The sequence below is a fragment of the Blautia sp. HCP3S3_C12 genome (genome assembly GCF_052064155.1).
GTDB lineage: Bacteria > Bacillota > Clostridia > Lachnospirales > Lachnospiraceae > Blautia_A.
The window spans coordinates 71,779-88,047 of the sequence record NZ_JBQHWC010000013.1 but is presented as its reverse complement, the minus strand read 5'-3'; the positions used below and the strand labels follow the sequence as shown (position 1 = coordinate 88,047).

Sequence of the window (16,269 nt, the reverse complement as noted above, 5' to 3'; positions counted from 1 at the left end):
GATAATTCTGGTTGAAAAATTCGGTTTGAAATGATATATTAAACAGACTTAAATTGGTGTCGTGTGACACCAGCGGCTCCACAAGGGAATGAACTGTATTTCCTGTCATTCCGCATAACGAGCAGATACATAGTGACATTAGATTGTACTTGCAACGTCCGCCAAAAATCGAACGGCTTGCTAAAATCGAGCCAATCGGACGACGTGAAATCCCTCTGAATTAGCTATCACAGCATAGTATCAGATGGGATTGGAAATGGTGAAAAACCCAGTATTTCCAAGCATTTTTTAGCATCAGGTGTCACTTCCCGATGACTAATCGGGTCTACTCCTAAGTGGATGTTGTCAGTTCGATTTATATTGGCTATTCCCTAAAAATGTACACTTGCACAAAAATAGGGAATGGATATAGTGTGACGAATAGACGACCTTGGGAGTGTTGTAAGGATAAGTGCGCCCATTTTTACGATTGAAATTTAAGCAATCGTAAAAATTTACGACCGAATTTGTGCGTGCTTTAGAACATAATATTTCAACAGGGTACACATAAGCAATTTAACTTAAAAAATTACATTTTAACTTTAAAAAGTTAAAACGAAAAAATATTCATAAAGCTTTAATGCGTTTAAAGAAGAAATCGATTTAGCGGGAGATTATATATGAGACACGATTTAAAAGAATGCGGAAAGCGTATACAGCAGTTTCGAAAAGAACGAGGACTTACGCAGGAACAACTTGCTGAAAAATTAAATGTAAGTCAAAATACAATCGCCAAGATTGAATCTGGACTGCGCAGACCGTCAATTGATTTTCTGCTTGAACTTTCAGACTTTTTCGGAGTATCTACCAATTATCTTGTTTTAGGTATTCATCCAGAGGATATGGGAGGCTCTTTAAATGAGAAAATAGATGAAGCAATCACGCAAATCGACAGTACAATAGAAAAGCTCTTAATAAAAAGAGAAGAACTTCTGAAAATGAAAAGTGAATTAGAATAGTAGATTTTAAAACGCCGGAGTAGCAAAATACTTCGGTGTTTTTTTATAAGTCTATGGACTCATAGGGCATGTTTGCAGGGCCCACCAGTCCATAGATTTTTTTGTTTCTCAGATTAAAATTTAAAGTGTAGTGAACAGCTTCTACAAAACTTTCAATGACATTGATAGTAAATATCAATGCAAGGCAATAAAAAACGAGCTGGGAACAAGATACAATTTTCTCAAAAGCTGAAACAAGTCAAATTTCCCTTAGGAACTAAGGGCGCACTTCTATACCGGTTATTTCATTACGGTATGTGCGTTCTCCGAAGGTCGATGCTCCTGTGACTGAACACATTCACATATTGCGGAATTGCATTCCGGTCAAGAGGTAACTCTTGCGGCTGATGCCTATCTCATTTTACATACCTTGCTTATGGCAAGGATGAATACTCACAGGAGGATAAGAAAAATGGAAAGTAAAAGAGAATCCATTTTAAAGCAAAAAGAAGAAGCTGAATTAAAGGTTCAGCAGTATCAACACAAAATTCAGCTTTTGGAAAATCGTAAGAAGCTTCTTGAGAAGAAAGCTGACCGACAGCGCACTCACCATCTTTGCAATATGGGTGGTACTATCCAAAGTATTTCAAAAGAAGCAGATTCCCTAACGAGAGTAGAGTTCTACTCATTGATGGAACAGGTCTTTGCTTTACCAGCAGTGCAGGAACTGGTGGCAGAGGCTATGCAGAGGCATGAAGTAGGGGGGTGATAACTGATGGCTTTATATCATTTCCATGTAACACAAATCAAGCGCAGCGAAGGACGAACTGCTGTTGCCAGTGCTGCATATCGTGCAGGGGAAAAACTACACAATCTCTGGGATGGTGAAACTCACGATTACACCAAGAAAGTCGGTGTCATTCTGACAGAGATTATTCTGCCGGAACACGCACCAAAAAGCTTATCTGACAGGTCTACATTATGGAATGAGGTGGAACAGGTAGAAAAGAATTACAATGCACAGCTTGCTTACAGCTTTGACATGGCTTTGCAAAATGAATTTTCCTTGGAAGAAAACATCGAGCTGGCAAGAGAATTTGTTCAGAAATACTTTGTCTCTAATGGTATGATTGCTGACCTTGCAATTCACAAGCCGGACAGAGATGAAGGTGGTATTCCAAATCCACACTTTCATGTTTTGGTTCCTATTCGTCCTCTGAACGCAGACGGAACGTGGGGAGCCAAGCAACGCCGAGAATATCATCTGGATGAAAACGGCAATCGTATCAAAAAGGAAAATGGCGGGTGGAAGTTCGATGCAGTTCCGACCACAAATTGGGGCAGACCGGAAACGTTGGATATGTGGAGACAAGCCTGGGCAGATATGGTCAATGATAAATTTAAAGAAAAAGGTCTGGATTGCCGTATTGACCATCGCTCTTATGTAGATCAGGGACTGGATTTGATTCCAACAGTTCACGAAGGCCCGCATATTCGCAAAATGGAGAAGAAAGGCATCCGTACCGAAAAGGGAGAACTGAACCGCTGGATTAAAGCCACCAATCGTATGATTCGCAGTATGCGAGCCACCATTGCGGCGCTGAAAGAATGGATTCAGGAAGCAAAAGAAATTCTGAAAGAACCACAGGAAATTTATCTGGCGCAGTTGCTAAGTGAGGCTCACACCATGCGTAATCAGACTGCAATGACCTATACCAGAGGGAAAAACAAAGCGAAGAAAAACAACCTGAAGCGTTTTATGGATGAATGCAATTATTTGAAACAGCGAGGTGTACTTACTCTCAGCGATTTTGAAAAGTATCTTTCCTTTGTAGACGAAAAAGTGGAAGCCAGCAAATCTTCCATGAATCAGAAACAGACAAGACTGAAAGAACTCCAGCAGCTAATGGAAGATGCCAAAACTTTTTCTGAATTGAAGCCGGTTGTTGATGAACTAAAAAAAGAAAAATATCGTTTTACCAAAGCTAAGGAAAAGTACAAGGCCGAACACGAAGGTGAGCTTCGCAGGTTTTACATGGCAAAACGAAAACTGAAAGAGAAAGGTTTTGAAAAAGAGCCTTTTCCTCTGGTCGCATGGCAGAAAGAATTTTCTGAACTGTCGGCACAGCGAGAAAATGAATATCAAAATTACAAACTTATGCAAAAGGATCTGACATTGTTATATCAGATTAAGGGTGATGTAGATAAAGTGATGAGAGAAACTCATCCCGAAATGCTGCGCACCGATAAAACAAAAGAAACCACATTGTAATCAGGAGGTGGAACAATGAGTTATACACAAGAGCAAATTGACAGAGCAAATCAGGTGAACCTGGAGAAGTTTCTATGTTCACAGGGCGAAGAACTTATTCAAAGCGGGAGAGAATACCGATGGAAGAACCACGACAGCCTTACTGTAAAAGGCAACAAGTGGTTCCGCCACAGTCAAAGCAAAGGCGGCTATCCAATAGATTTTGTAATGGAGTTTTACAACAAAACTTTTCCGGAGGCAATGCAGATGCTGATTGGAGTGAATGAGGTAGAAATTGTAGCAGAGCCTAAACAAAAGACAGAGTTCAGACTTCCACCTCGCTGTGAATCCAACGATAGAATTATCAAGTATCTGACAGAAGAAAGAAAACTACCGAAAGAGTTAGTTGAAGAATTTATCGCAAGTGGGCTGATTTATGAAGATGCCAAACATCACAATGTTGTGTTCATTGGAAAAGATACCAATGGTATTCCAAGATACGCACATTGCAGGGGAACATCGGACAAGTTCCGCATGGATGTAGCAGGTTCTGATAAATCCTACGGATTTTGTTACAGAGGAAAAGGAACGGAGCTGTATGTGTTTGAAGCATCGATTGATATGCTGTCCCACATTGCATTATATCCGGCTGGGTGGAGAGAACGTAGTTATCTTTCTCTCGGTGGTGTATCGTCTAAAGCCTTGGAGCGTTTTTTTTCTGAACGCAAGAATATTGAAAGCATTTATATTGCCACAGACAATGACGAAGCCGGTAACAATGCCGCAGAGAAATTGGCAGAACTGATTCCACAGGAGATATCGGTATACCGATTTCTGCCACAGGCAAAAGACTGGAATGAAGATTTAATCAACGAACGAAACGGCTTACCAACTGATGATTATGTGACGATAGGCGTCAGAAAACCGAAGGAGATTCCAAAATCCGTTCCTATGATTTGCATGAACGATGTGGAGCAGACAGAGGTGGATTGGCTCTGGTATCCGTATATTCCGTTTGGAAAGCTGACAATAGTGCAGGGCAATCCAGGCGAGGGCAAAACATTCTTTGCCATGCAGCTTGCGGCGGCTTGCACCAATCAAAAGTTTCTGCCGGACATGGAACCTTTTGAACCATTCAATATGATTTTTCAGACGGCAGAGGATGGGTTGGGCGATACAGTGAAACCAAGATTGGTTTCATCGGGAGCAGATTTGCAGCGAGTGCTGGTGATTGATGATTCAGACAATCCGTTGACTTTGGCAGATGACCGTATTGAAAAGGCCATCAGAGAGAACAATGCAAGGCTCATGGTAATCGACCCTCTGCAGGCATTTCTTGGGGCAAATGTAGATATGAACAGAGCCAATGAAGTAAGACCAGTCTTCCGTAAATTGGCTGATATTGCCCAATCTACTGGCTGTGCCATCGTAATGATTGGTCACTTGAATAAAGCATCCGGCACACAAAGCACCTACCGTGGACTTGGTTCCATTGATATTGCTGCGGTTGTACGAAGCATTTTATTTGTTGGCAAGGTTAAAGATGACCCAACCACTCGAGTGATTGTTCATGAAAAGAGTTCCCTTACTCCGCCGGGACAGGCGTTGGCCTTTTCTCTGGGCGACCAGAAAGGTTTCCGCTGGATTGGTGCTTATGACATTTCTGCAGAAGATTTGCTTGCCGGTGGCGAAGGAACGAGAACAGAGCTGAAACAGGAACAGGCCATGAAACTGATATATGAGTTTCTCTCTGACGGTAGAGAAGCTTCAGTAGCAGAAATCAATAAAGAAGCCATTGAACGAGGAATATCCGAAAGAACGGTACGCATGGTAAGAAATTCTATGAAAGAAAAGCTGGAAAGCGAAAGACGAGGCAAAGACTGGTGGATATGGCTGAAAAGGCAAAATGAAGCGGCAAACAGCCTATAGATAAAAATGTTTGCCACTTTGCCAGTTCATCGTTTAAATACAGGAGGTTTTAGAATATGAAAGAAGTTCCTATTTGGGAAAAGACTAATCTCACATTGGAAGAAGCTGCTGCTTATTCCGGTATTGGTATCAATAAATTAAGGGAAATCACAAACAATGACAGATGCGACTTTGTGCTGTGGGTTGGAACAAAGCGACTGATTAAAAGAAAACAGCTGGATAAATTCACGGAGCAGTGCTACTCCATTTAATTGCCATTAACATGTGAAGATTCCCATAGAAAAGAGAGCCTTGATGTGATAAAATAGGAGTGCGGCGAAGTTGGTTCGTTCGTTGCATGTACGTCATATCAGGGCTCTTTTCATATCAGAAAGGAGATTGAATATGTCTGAAAAAAGAAGAGATAACAAAGGACGTATTTTACGTACAGGAGAGAGCCAAAGAAAAAACGGAATGTATGAATTCCGTTATACAGATGCCAATAAAAAGCGTCGTTCCATTTACGACATGGATTTGATGAAGCTTCGTCAGAAAGAAGATGAGATCAAACTGATGCGTCACGAAGGAATTGACTATGCCGGAGGCGAGATCACGGTTATTCAGTTGCTGGAGCGTTATATCAGCCTGAAGCGTGGTGTCCGCTACAACACAACCACAGGCTACAAGTTTGTGATGAGTGTTGTAAAGAAAGAAGCTTTCGGTCAGAGAATTATTCGTGACATAAAAATGTCAGATGCAAAGCTGTGGTTTATCAAGCTTTATGATGACGGTTATTCCTACAGCACCATTGCAAGTATCCGTGGTGTGGTAAAACCGGCCTTTCAGATGGCTTATACCGAGGATATTATCCGCAGAAATCCTTTTGAGTTCCGTCTGGATATTATCCCAAACAATACACAGAAACGAGTTGCACTGTCCCCAAAGCAGCAGGAGCAGTTTCTTGAGTTTACCAAGAATGACAAACACTTCTGCAGATATCTGGATGAAATCAAGATACTGCTTGGAACAGGAATGCGAATCAGTGAGCTTTGCGGACTGACAATTTCAGATTTGGATTTTGACCGAAGAAGAATCCGTGTGGACCATCAGCTGGTCAGAACACAGGATGGAAAACGCTATATTGAGAAAACAAAAACGGAATGTGGCTGTCGCTACATACCAATGAGCGATGAAGTCTATGAGAGCTTCTACAACATTCTTTCCAACCGAAAAAAACAGAAAAGAGAAGTCATGATAGACGGATACGCCGGATTTATTTTACTGGACAAGAATGGCAATCCAAAGGTAGCCATGCACGTCCAGAAAGTAGTGCAGAGGCTGTGCGAGAAGTACAATGAAGAAAATATCATTCCACTTCCACGTATCACACCTCATGTATTCCGACACACATTTTGTACAAACATGGCAAACGCAGGCATGGATCTGAAAAGCCTGCAGTATCTGATGGGGCATTCCGATGCCAGCGTCACTTTGAATGTTTACACCCATAACAGCTATGAGAAAGCCGAAGAATCCATGGCACAGATTGTAGCTTTCAGCGGTGGACAGACAAAGCAGGAAAACTTGAGAAGATTCGGGTAAAAGCATATACAGGCAGTACAAATGGGGCAAAAATCCATGCGGGTGTACCCCATTTAGTACGCCAATTGCTTAAAAACCTATGTAGAGTGACGTAGTTTTACGTCGCCAATGGCTTGATTTTATTGTGCAAGTTATACAAAAAATAGACTTATAAACACTTATAAAGAGGTAAAAATGCATGATTAAGGTACTTTTTTTGTGCCACGGCAATATCTGCCGATCAACTTTAAGTGAGAGTGTCTTTACCTACAAGGTAAAGTCCATGGGCTTAGCCGATCAATTTATAATTGATAGTTTTGCAACAAGTCGTGAGGAGATTGGTAATCCTCCGCACAGGGGAACAGTAAACAAATTAAGGGAGGTAGGAATCCCTTTAGTGCCTCATAGAGCTAAGCAGATTACTTTAGCAGATTATGATAAGGCGGATTATATTATTGGCATGGATACCGCCAATATACGAAACCTTAACAGGATGTTAAAGGGAGATCCAGAGGGGAAGATTTATAAGCTTCTGTCATTTGCCGGGTCAGGAAGAGATATAGCAGATCCATGGTATACCGGTGATTTTGATAAGACGTATGATGATGTACTGGAAGGCTGTGAGGGCTTTTTGGAATATTTATATGAAAAAGGAGAAATCCATAGATAAGAGGGAATAATACCTTGCAAGGACAGCTGTTTCGGTAAGGTTTTGTCGATGAGTTTTACTTTACAAATGACAGAGAGTATTTTATACTTGGTCTACAGCAACTCTTAAGGGAGCTATCTGCTCCCTTCTTTTTTACCCTGAACATAATTGTCGGGGAATTTCAATCAGGGCGTCCTGCCCGAATATGTTTCCAATTTTTATTCAGTTAAAAAAATAATAGAAAGGAAAAATTATATGCAGAAGGATTATGAAATCTTTATTGAGGATCTCCAGGAAAAAATTTATCAGAAGGGAGAAATCCCGCGGGAGAATATGAAGTTTGAAAGGGAGGGCGGCAAATATGCTATTGGCGGTGACAGGCTTTTAGTAAAATTTGCAGAACATGAGGATGCCTGGGAGATGTGCGGAGTGTATACCCAGGAGCTTTTTCGAGCGTTTCAGGAAGGCAGAACCATAGAGGACATTGTGGAAGAAATTGTCAGAGATATATCAGGAATCAGAAAAGCTGATATTTATGAAAAAACCAGGGATATTTTGGATTATGAGAAAACGAAAAAGAGACTTTTTATCAGATTATTAAATGCAGAAAAATATGAAGATGAATTAAAAGACGCAGTTTACAGAACTCTGGGAGATGTGGCACTGGTACTCTATATGAAAGTTTCTGAGCAGGATGACTGCATTACCAGTACTAAAATTCGCCAGAGTATAGTGAAAAAATGGAATAGAGACTGCGATACAGTAATAAAAGAAGCACTGGTGAATACTTACCTTATGAGTCCTCCCAGAATTTACAGATGGGAACAGATGATTTTTGATCCGGAATATGAAGGAGAGAATTTTATGGATCTGACGGGGATTCATGAATTAAAAAAGGATGCCATGGGAAACTGTTTAAGTACTTCAAAAAAGACAAATGGTGCAGTGGCTGTATTTTTACCGGGAGTGGCAGAAAGATTGGCGGCACTTCTGGAGTCGGACTTCTATATGGTATTTACCAGTATTCACGAAGTGATGATCCATAATGACAGGAATGTAGAACCAGAGGATCTGAAAGAGGTATTGCAGGAAACCATAAAATCTGCAACTCCTAAAGAAGACTACCTTACTTCCAGAATCTATCATTACAGCAGGGCAACACATAAGTTTACCTGTGTGTCAGAAGACTAAAAAGAAAAGCCGTTTCGGCCAGAGACTTTAGAAGTTTCTGGCCGAAACGGCATAATGATTAAGATTATCATCCTAATAAAGCGGAATCATTACTGAATTCTTTTCCACTTGCTTGTTCGAACTGATCCAGAAGATCTTTCACTGTCAGTTTTTTCTTTTCTTCACCCTGAATATCCAGGATAATTTTTCCTTCCATCATCATGATCAGGCGGTTGCCATGAGCAATTGCATCTTTCATGTTATGGGTGATCATCAGGGTTGTGAGATGATCGCGGTTAACAATCATATCTGTGATTTCCAGAACCTTAGAAGCTGTCTTGGGATCAAGCGCTGCAGTATGCTCGTCCAGAAGAAGAAGCTTTGGTTTCTGGAGGGTTGCCATTAACAAAGTTAATGCCTGACGCTGTCCACCGGAGAGAAGTCCTACCTTGGAGGTTAATCTGTCTTCCAGGCCAAGTCCTAGGATTTTAAGCAATTCCTTATATTCTGTACGTTCGGCTTTGGTGATACCGGGACGGAGCAGGCGAGATTTGCCGCGACGCTTGGCAAGGGCCAGATTTTCTTCAATGCCCATGGTAGCTGCTGTTCCGGTCATAGGATCCTGGAATACACGGCCAAGATATGCAGCACGTTTGTGCTCAGAAAGCTTTGTGACATCAATATTATCGATTAGGATCTGGCCTTCGTCTACCAGCCAAGTGCCGGCTACTGCATTCAGCATAGTAGATTTACCTGCACCATTTCCACCGATGACTGTTACAAAGTCTCCTTCGTTTAGTTTCAGATTCAGCCCGTTTAAAGCCCGTTTTTCATTAATGGTTCCGGGGTTAAAGGTTTTATAGATATTTTTCAGTTCAAGCATTTTTATTTACCTCCCCTTTTGACTGGTTTGTTGAAATATTTGCCCTTCCAGTATGGGAATGCAAGGAAGAGGGCAACTACGATAGCGGAGAGCATCTTCAGAAGATCTGTATCAATGCCCATCCAGATTACTGCCTGAAGAACCAGGTAATAGAGAATGGAACCAAGGATTACAGCTACCATGCGCAGGGCAAAGTTGTGGAAAATACGTCCGAAAATTGCCTCACCGATGATAACAGCAGCAAGACCGATAACGATGGAACCACGTCCCATATTTACATCGGCAAATCCCTGATACTGTGCAAGCAGCGCACTGGAAAGTCCTACAAGACCATTGGAGATCATAAGACCGAGAACTTTGCACAGATCTGTATTTATGCCCTGTGCCCGGGACATGTTGGGGTTACATCCCGTAGCGCGCAGGGAGCAGCCGAGTTCTGTACCAAAGAACCAGTAGAGAACAGCAATAAGAACAATACATATCACTGCTACAATAAAGATAGCGTTTTTGGTCAGATCGGAGTTTTTAATATGGCGCAGGGAAACCAGAAGATTATATTTATCTACGTTAATTGCTTGGTTAGCTTTTCCCATGATTTTTAGGTTGATGGAATACAGGGATAACTGAGTCAGGATTCCGGCCAGGATTGCGGGTATTCCCATGAAAGTGTGAAAAATGCCGGTTACAAGTCCTGCGAGCATTCCGGCAATTGTTGCTGCCAGCATTGCAGTCCAGACATTGTGTCCTGACAGCATCATCATGATACAGACAGCGCCTCCGGTACACATAGTACCGTCTACTGTAAGATCGGCAATATCAAGAATACGGAATGTCAGATAAACTCCGATTGCCATGATTCCCCAGATCAGACCCTGAGCAACAGCACCGGGGAGCGCTGCGATTAATGTCATTATTTGCATTATACTTATTCCTCCTGTTGAACGCGAAAAGCGAGAGAGGCACGTAGCCTTTCTCGCTGATCAATTTTTAATTAATTTGTGAGTTGCTTCTTTATTCTGCTGCTTCTGTATCATCAGTGTCGTCAGAAGTTTCCTCAGAAGTGCTATCGTCAGATGCTTCGCCGATTGCTACATAATCGTCCGGGATTTCAACTCCAAGCTCTTCACAGATATCTTTGTTATATTCCTTGGTGAAGTTTGGTGCATATTCAATTGGCATCTGAGAGATATCTTCTCCGTCTTTCAGGATTTTTACAGCCATTTTACCGGTTGTAACACCAAGGTCATAATAGTTAATAGAAAGAGTAGCAACACCGCATCCGGCACAAATTCCCTCTTCTCCTGTGATTACAGGAACTTTTGCAGGAAGACAGATATTGTTAATGATTTCTGTGTTGGAAGCAACGGTATTATCTGTAGGAACGTAAATAACATCGCTGTCATTAGCTGCTGTTGTTGTAACAGAAGACAGGTCATTTGAATCGGAGAAAGCATAGTATTCACATGTATATCCAAGTTCCTCCAATGCAGCTTTTACAGTATCAACCTGATACTGGGAATTTGCTTCTGCTGAACAGTAGAGAAGCCCCACTTTCTTTGCATCAGGGAAAAGCTCCTGGAGCATGGCTGCCTGTTCATCCAGCGGAGCAAGGTCAGAAGTACCGGAAATATTTCCGCCTACTGTACCGTCAAAGTCCTTTAAATCCAAAGCAACACCATATTCTGTAACTGCTGTACCAAGAATAGGGATATCACTGGTTCCTGCAGCTGCTGCCTGAAGAGATGCGGTAGCGTTTGCGAGGATCAGATCCTCGTTATTGGATACAAAACTGTTGATGATAGTAGAACAGGTATTGGAATCACCCTGAGCATTCTGCTCATCAAAGGTAACTGCATCTTCACCCAGTTCTTTTACAATTTCATCCTTAAATCCCTGAGTTGCTGCATCCAGTGCTTCATGCTGTACAAGCTGACAGATACCGATTGTATATTTGTCCCCATCTGCAGCACTGGCTGTAACTGCGCAGGTTCCCATTGCCATAACAGCAGCAAGCGTAATTGTTAATGCTTTTCTTTTCATATATTATAACCTCCTAAATAATAATCAATTAAAAGTAGTTGATTTTTGAAGTATAACGCTTTAAAGCAAAAAAGTCAAGATGATTTATAAATAATTTCACAGGAGGGATTTTGTGTCATATATTAAAGTGAAAAGTTATTATGATAAAAGTCAGAAAGGTTATTGGCTATGGCATATTCAATCATGCTGGATGCAGGCCATGGAGGCCAGGATCCGGGAGCGGTATATAAAGGAAGACAGGAAAAGGATGACAATCTGAAACTTGCACTTGCTGTAGGAAAAATTCTGGAAAATAATGGAATTAATGTGTTATATACCAGAACCACAGATGTTTATCAGACTCCTTTTGAAAAGGCCCAGCTGGCAAATCAGGCGAAGGTGGATTATTTTATTTCATTTCATCGTAACAGCAGTTCAGGTGAGGATAAGTACACAGGTGTGGAGGTCCTGGTTTATGATAAAAGTGGAATCAAATATCAGATGGCAGAAAACATTCTGGGGGCTCTGGGGGAAATTGGTTTCAGGGAAATCGGAGTAAAAGAGCGACCGGGACTTGTTGTGCTTAGAAAAACCAGGATGCCGGCTCTTCTTATTGAAACAGGATTTATCAATTCTGAAAAAGATAATCAGTTGTTTGATAATAAGTTTGACGAAATCGCACAAAGTATTGCAGATGCAATTTTGGGAACCTTAGATAAAGAAATAATAGAAGAACCTTTATATTATCGGGTACAGACTGGTGCCTTCCGGAACAGAAAAAATGCAGACCGTATGTTATATCAATTGCTGGAAAAGGGATATCCGTCATTCCTGCTTCATGAAAACGGGCTATTTAAGGTGCAGACCGGTGCTTATCGTCAGTTGGGAAATGCAGTCCGTATGGAACAGAGATTGCGGGAAGACGGGTATCATACAGTGATCGTGACGAGATAAAGTAAGTGTGCGGAAACATAAAAAGCTAAAGACAAGACTTTGATAATATGATAGAATCTATACCAGGTTAGAAAGACAAAAATATCTTTTTATCCTGGTATAGACAAATTAAACTATGAAAGAAGAATAGAATAATTATGATAAAAGATACATACCCACAATTTCTGGCTGATGTGGAAGAATTTATTTTTGCTGAAAATATACCACAGAAAGCAGATATTATTTTTGTACCTGGAAACGGGTATCCTCAGATGGCAGAAAGGGCAGCACAGCTTTATAAACAGGGACTGGCAGATTTTGTTTTGCCCAGTGGCCGATATAGTGTGGTGAATCAGAAATTTTCAGGTGTTATGGCAAAACAGGATGTTTATAATGGGAATTATGAAACGGAATGGGAGTTTCTTCAACAGGTTCTGATTAAAAATGGTGTGCCGTCAGAATGTATTTTGAAAGAAGATATGGCTACCTTTACTTATGAAAATGCTATTTTTTCCAGACAGGTTGCAGATAAGGTGGGACTTAAGATAAAAAAAGCAATTTTGTGTTGTAAATCTTATCATAGCAGAAGGTCACTGATGTATTATCAACTGTTATTTCCGGATACTGAATTCTTTGTAGTACCTGTGGACGCAGATGGGATTACAAGGGAAAACTGGAGAAAAACAGAGGAAGGGATAGAGGCTGTTACAGGAGAAATAAACAGAATTATGAAACAGTTTTCATTGATGCTTGCATAAAAAGGGCTCTGGCAAATGCCAGAGCCTAAAATATTCAGAAAAACAGATGTTTAGTCATGTTCACTGTTTGTATTCTCTGACTTTTCGGGAAGCCAGATATGAACAAGTTCAATTCTGTTTTTGTCAAGAAGATCAACAACCAGACGGGTTCCGTTTTCCAGAGTGACGGATTGACCCTCAGAGGGGAGACTGTCCAGCTGTTCAATGATATATCCACCGATGGAATCATAATCTTCGGATTCCAGCTGTGTTCCCAAAGCCTCATTAATATCATCAAGCTTTGCGGAGCCCTGAACTACATATTCCCTGCCAGGCTGAATTTCTTTGATATCTTCAACCTCATCTTCATCGTATTCATCACGGATTTCGCCTACGATTTCTTCCAGAAGGTCTTCCAGTGTGACCAGACCGGTAGTGGCACCGTATTCATCCAGGACAATAGCAAGATTTACGGATGCTTTCCGCATTTCAATCATAAGATCGGCAGTTGCCTTATATTCGTAAGTAAAATAAGGTTCGCGGAGAATCTTTCGTATGGAAAATGTCTGATCCTTTGGATAGACAAGGAGGTCTTTCATGTTAATGATTCCGATTACATTATCCGTATTATCTTCATAAACAGGAAAGCGAGTATGCATGACTTCCCGGAATATTTCCATAAGTTCTTCATAAGTAGAGTCTACATTGACAAAAGTCATATCTATACGTGGAATCATTACATCTCTGGCTGCAGAATCTCCAAAATCAAAAACATTATAAATCATCTTCTTTTCTTCATTTTCAATCACACCTTCCTCCTGACCTACGTTGACAAGGGTACGGAGTTCATGCTCGGTCATTACATTTACCCGTGTATTGGGATCAATGTGAAGAAGAGCCAACACACCGGAGGTTATTTTTGTAATAATAAATGCGGCTGGCGTGAGAAGGACAATCAGGAAATATATAATCCGTGAGTAGGAAAGTGCCAGCTTCTCTGCATGAATTGTGGCCAGATTCTTTGGGGTGATCTCTCCGAAGATCAGAATTAGCAGTGTCAGGATTCCGGTAGCAATACCTACATATGCATTTCCGAAAAGCTGAATAGTGAGTGTGGTCATCAAGGCAGAAACGGACATATTTACAATATTGTTGCCGATAAGGATTGTGCTGAGCATTTTGGGAGAATTGGAAATGATTTTCTCCAGGATTATAGCTCGTTTATCTCCTTGAGAGGCAAGAGATTGTACCCTTATTTTATTGACAGTAGTCATGGCGGTTTCTGCAGAAGAAAAGAATGCAGAAAGTAAAATAAGGATAATAACTGCAGTTAATTGGAAAATAGTACTTGAATCCAAAGTGGTGTCACTCCTTCTTATATTAAACATTATGTGTTTGACAGAAAATATACCGTATTTTTTATGGAAAATCAAGAATAAAAATAGAAAAGGGGGTGTTTAAAAAGATGGATTTGTGCTATAATGCATTCGACAAAAAGTGAAAAATAATGTTACAGATTCTTTACAAAAGAATAAAGATTTGATAATATAAAAACGTACGATATCATCGTGTTATATAAAATTGATAAATACAAATAGATTTGTTTAAGAATACAGAGGTGCAGAATGTCTAATAGAAATAAAAAAATGAAAAAAAATTACATGTTAACCGGAAAAAAAGCAGGATTTCTTGCTGTTGCAGCTATGTCTGCAGTATTAGTGGGAGGACAGGTTTCAGCAGGTGCGGCTTCAGCCGGTGCTGCACAGGAGACTTCTGTTTCCAGTATGATTCCAGATAATATTACCATAGACAAACCGGTTCAGCTGGCAGATATCAGTCTTCCGGGAAATGAATATGGTTCTCTGGAGTGGCTGGATGGAAGCTATGTTCCCTCCAATCGTGTAGAATCCTGTAAGGTGATTCTGAAGCCGGCAGAGGGACGTGATCTGAGTCAGGTACAGGGCTGGGATTCAGAAGCCGGCGGAGTTATAGGATATATTAATGTGATTGTCAATGACCCGGAGGAAGATAGGGACGATGTGAAGGATAACAGTGCAGACAATCAGACGGAGCCCACAGTGACACCTGAAAATATTCAGCCAACGCAGAAGCTGGATTCAGAGACTGATAAAGAAGATAATAAAAACAATAACAAAAAAGAAGAAGATCAGAAACAGGATAAAGAGGAACTTAAAGACGGCCAGAAGGATGAAGTGCCACCGGCAGAAACGCCGGATACAGAACTTTCAGTAACTCCGGAACCGGAAGAACCAGAAGCTCCGGAAAAAGAGGGAGAAGAAACTGAAGAGGAAACAGAAAAACCAGAAGAAATAGAGGGAGAACTGGAGCCTGAGGAAACTCCGGCAGAAGATGAAAAAACAGAGGATAATATTTTTGATAATCCTGTGAAACCGGATCAGGAGGACGACCGTCCTGCAGAGGCCGAGGATAATCTTACTGAAGAGGAAAAAGAAGCGCGTGCCCAGGTAAACCACACCTGTGACGGAATTACGGTAAGTGGTATTAATCTGCCCTGGTATGTGCAGTTCAGAGTTTCCAGTGGGGACAGCTACCAGTTTACAAATGAAACAGATGCAATGATTTTTCAATCCTTTGAGTTTGAACTTTGGGATTTGCAGAATAATACTGAGTATGAGATTCCTAATGGAGAGTATATCAGTGTGACGGTACCGGTGAAAGCCGGATATGAGTATACCATTGAGCATTTGCTGGACAATGGGGCTACAGAATCAATTATTCCTACTGTGGAAAATGATACTATGGTATTCAGTACTCATTCTTTCAGTCCCTTTGGCATTGCAGGAAGCAAGCAGCTGGTTGGACCTGATGACAGTGGCAATGCAGAGACTGCGCCTGTTGCTGATTCTACAGTAACTGTTATGCCATCTGCACAGAAAACAGAAACTTCTGCGCAGAATTCTGATAATGCAGGAGCGGTCAGTGAGAATTCCAATGGCAATGCCACATCTGATGAAAAACAGGCAGATAGCAACTCTTCCAAATCTGATCATGCGGTAGAGACAGGTGATACAACAACAATCATGCCCTTTGCTGTGCTGATTGTGGCAGCGGCGGTTATTATTGGCGCAGTTGTTTTCCTGAAAAAGAAAAAGAAATAAGCAGAATACCATAAGAAATCT

15 protein-coding genes are annotated in these 16,269 nt (G+C 41.1%); 11 read left to right on the top strand and 4 right to left on the bottom strand.

Translation table 11 applies throughout. The annotated features are described in order from the left end of the window. Window positions 1-659: 659 nt before the first annotated feature. The 8 genes from ACTNDS_RS11165 (at window position 660) to ACTNDS_RS11130 (ending at window position 8,557) form a co-directional block, all read left to right on the top strand. Entirely contained in the window at window positions 660-998 is a 339-nt protein-coding gene (locus ACTNDS_RS11165; RefSeq protein ID WP_441035760.1) for a helix-turn-helix domain-containing protein, read from the top strand. Between the two features lie 451 nt (window positions 999-1,449). Beyond that, the gene (locus tag ACTNDS_RS11160; RefSeq protein ID WP_441035758.1) at window positions 1,450-1,746 is read left to right on the top strand and encodes a DUF3847 domain-containing protein; all 297 of its coding nucleotides are present in this window, start codon (window positions 1,450-1,452) and stop codon (window positions 1,744-1,746) included. A 6-nt stretch (window positions 1,747-1,752) separates the two neighbouring features. Beyond that, window positions 1,753-3,249 (top strand): MobQ family relaxase, encoded by a 1,497-nt coding sequence (mobQ, locus tag ACTNDS_RS11155; protein ID WP_441035756.1) that lies wholly within the window; start codon window positions 1,753-1,755, stop codon window positions 3,247-3,249. Between the two features lie 15 nt (window positions 3,250-3,264). After that, on the top strand, window positions 3,265-5,157 hold the full coding sequence (locus ACTNDS_RS11150) for an AAA family ATPase (RefSeq protein WP_441035754.1): 1,893 nt from the start codon (window positions 3,265-3,267) through the stop codon (window positions 5,155-5,157). Window positions 5,158-5,213: 56 nt separating this feature from the next. Further along, window positions 5,214-5,408 carry an excisionase gene (locus ACTNDS_RS11145; RefSeq protein WP_441035752.1) on the top strand — a complete coding sequence of 65 codons (195 nt, stop codon included), beginning with the start codon at window positions 5,214-5,216 and terminating at the stop codon, window positions 5,406-5,408. A 133-nt stretch (window positions 5,409-5,541) separates the two neighbouring features. Beyond that, window positions 5,542-6,738 carry a tyrosine-type recombinase/integrase gene (locus ACTNDS_RS11140; RefSeq protein WP_441035751.1) on the top strand — a complete coding sequence of 399 codons (1,197 nt, stop codon included), beginning with the start codon at window positions 5,542-5,544 and terminating at the stop codon, window positions 6,736-6,738. 178 nt (window positions 6,739-6,916) lie between these two features. Continuing rightward, on the top strand, window positions 6,917-7,387 hold the full coding sequence (locus tag ACTNDS_RS11135; RefSeq protein WP_441035749.1) for a low molecular weight protein-tyrosine-phosphatase: 471 nt from the start codon (window positions 6,917-6,919) through the stop codon (window positions 7,385-7,387). A gap of 234 nt (window positions 7,388-7,621) precedes the next feature. Next, window positions 7,622-8,557, top strand: a complete 936-nt coding sequence (locus ACTNDS_RS11130; protein ID WP_019162146.1) for a DUF5688 family protein — start codon at window positions 7,622-7,624, stop codon at window positions 8,555-8,557. Window positions 8,558-8,624: 67 nt separating this feature from the next. Here ACTNDS_RS11130 and ACTNDS_RS11125 read toward each other — a convergent pair whose 3' ends face one another. From ACTNDS_RS11125 to ACTNDS_RS11115, 3 genes are all read right to left on the bottom strand, one after another. Next, window positions 8,625-9,419: an ABC transporter ATP-binding protein gene (locus tag ACTNDS_RS11125; protein ID WP_303243077.1), complete on the bottom strand. Its 795-nt coding sequence runs from the start codon at window positions 9,417-9,419 to the stop codon at window positions 8,625-8,627. 2 nt (window positions 9,420-9,421) lie between these two features. After that, complete coding sequence (locus ACTNDS_RS11120; RefSeq protein WP_019162144.1) at window positions 9,422-10,339, bottom strand: ABC transporter permease; 918 nt, start codon at window positions 10,337-10,339, stop codon at window positions 9,422-9,424. A 91-nt stretch (window positions 10,340-10,430) separates the two neighbouring features. After that, window positions 10,431-11,459 (bottom strand): ABC transporter substrate-binding protein, encoded by a 1,029-nt coding sequence (locus ACTNDS_RS11115; protein WP_441035746.1) that lies wholly within the window; start codon window positions 11,457-11,459, stop codon window positions 10,431-10,433. A gap of 168 nt (window positions 11,460-11,627) precedes the next feature. Between ACTNDS_RS11115 and ACTNDS_RS11110 the strand changes: the two genes are divergently transcribed. Further along, a complete protein-coding gene (locus ACTNDS_RS11110) occupies window positions 11,628-12,392 on the top strand; it encodes an N-acetylmuramoyl-L-alanine amidase (protein ID WP_441035744.1) in 765 nt (254 codons plus the stop codon). A gap of 137 nt (window positions 12,393-12,529) precedes the next feature. Further along, entirely contained in the window at window positions 12,530-13,129 is a 600-nt protein-coding gene (locus ACTNDS_RS11105) for a YdcF family protein (protein ID WP_173742458.1), read from the top strand. 50 nt (window positions 13,130-13,179) lie between these two features. Here ACTNDS_RS11105 and ACTNDS_RS11100 read toward each other — a convergent pair whose 3' ends face one another. Next, window positions 13,180-14,466 carry an HlyC/CorC family transporter gene (locus tag ACTNDS_RS11100; protein ID WP_441035742.1) on the bottom strand — a complete coding sequence of 429 codons (1,287 nt, stop codon included), beginning with the start codon at window positions 14,464-14,466 and terminating at the stop codon, window positions 13,180-13,182. 267 nt (window positions 14,467-14,733) lie between these two features. Between ACTNDS_RS11100 and ACTNDS_RS11095 the strand changes: the two genes are divergently transcribed. After that, on the top strand, window positions 14,734-16,248 hold the full coding sequence (locus tag ACTNDS_RS11095; protein WP_441035741.1) for a hypothetical protein: 1,515 nt from the start codon (window positions 14,734-14,736) through the stop codon (window positions 16,246-16,248). Window positions 16,249-16,269 lie beyond the last annotated feature (21 nt).

Excerpts from the sequence above, each read along its gene's own strand:
- ACTNDS_RS11120 (WP_019162144.1), bottom strand. The coding sequence starts at position 10,339 with ATGCAAATAATGACATTAATCGCAGCGCTCCCCGGTGCTGTTGCTCAG.
- ACTNDS_RS11110 (WP_441035744.1), top strand. The coding sequence starts at position 11,628 with ATGGCATATTCAATCATGCTGGATGCAGGCCATGGAGGCCAGGATCCG.
- ACTNDS_RS11095 (WP_441035741.1), top strand. The coding sequence starts at position 14,734 with ATGTCTAATAGAAATAAAAAAATGAAAAAAAATTACATGTTAACCGGA.
- ACTNDS_RS11150 (WP_441035754.1), top strand. The coding sequence starts at position 3,265 with ATGAGTTATACACAAGAGCAAATTGACAGAGCAAATCAGGTGAACCTG.
- ACTNDS_RS11145 (WP_441035752.1), top strand. The coding sequence starts at position 5,214 with ATGAAAGAAGTTCCTATTTGGGAAAAGACTAATCTCACATTGGAAGAA.
- ACTNDS_RS11140 (WP_441035751.1), top strand. The coding sequence starts at position 5,542 with ATGTCTGAAAAAAGAAGAGATAACAAAGGACGTATTTTACGTACAGGA.
- ACTNDS_RS11160 (WP_441035758.1), top strand. The coding sequence starts at position 1,450 with ATGGAAAGTAAAAGAGAATCCATTTTAAAGCAAAAAGAAGAAGCTGAA.
- ACTNDS_RS11125 (WP_303243077.1), bottom strand. The coding sequence starts at position 9,419 with ATGCTTGAACTGAAAAATATCTATAAAACCTTTAACCCCGGAACCATT.
- ACTNDS_RS11115 (WP_441035746.1), bottom strand. The coding sequence starts at position 11,459 with ATGAAAAGAAAAGCATTAACAATTACGCTTGCTGCTGTTATGGCAATG.
- ACTNDS_RS11105 (WP_173742458.1), top strand. The coding sequence starts at position 12,530 with ATGATAAAAGATACATACCCACAATTTCTGGCTGATGTGGAAGAATTT.
- ACTNDS_RS11165 (WP_441035760.1), top strand. The coding sequence starts at position 660 with ATGAGACACGATTTAAAAGAATGCGGAAAGCGTATACAGCAGTTTCGA.
- ACTNDS_RS11135 (WP_441035749.1), top strand. The coding sequence starts at position 6,917 with ATGATTAAGGTACTTTTTTTGTGCCACGGCAATATCTGCCGATCAACT.
- mobQ (WP_441035756.1), top strand. The coding sequence starts at position 1,753 with ATGGCTTTATATCATTTCCATGTAACACAAATCAAGCGCAGCGAAGGA.
- ACTNDS_RS11130 (WP_019162146.1), top strand. The coding sequence starts at position 7,622 with ATGCAGAAGGATTATGAAATCTTTATTGAGGATCTCCAGGAAAAAATT.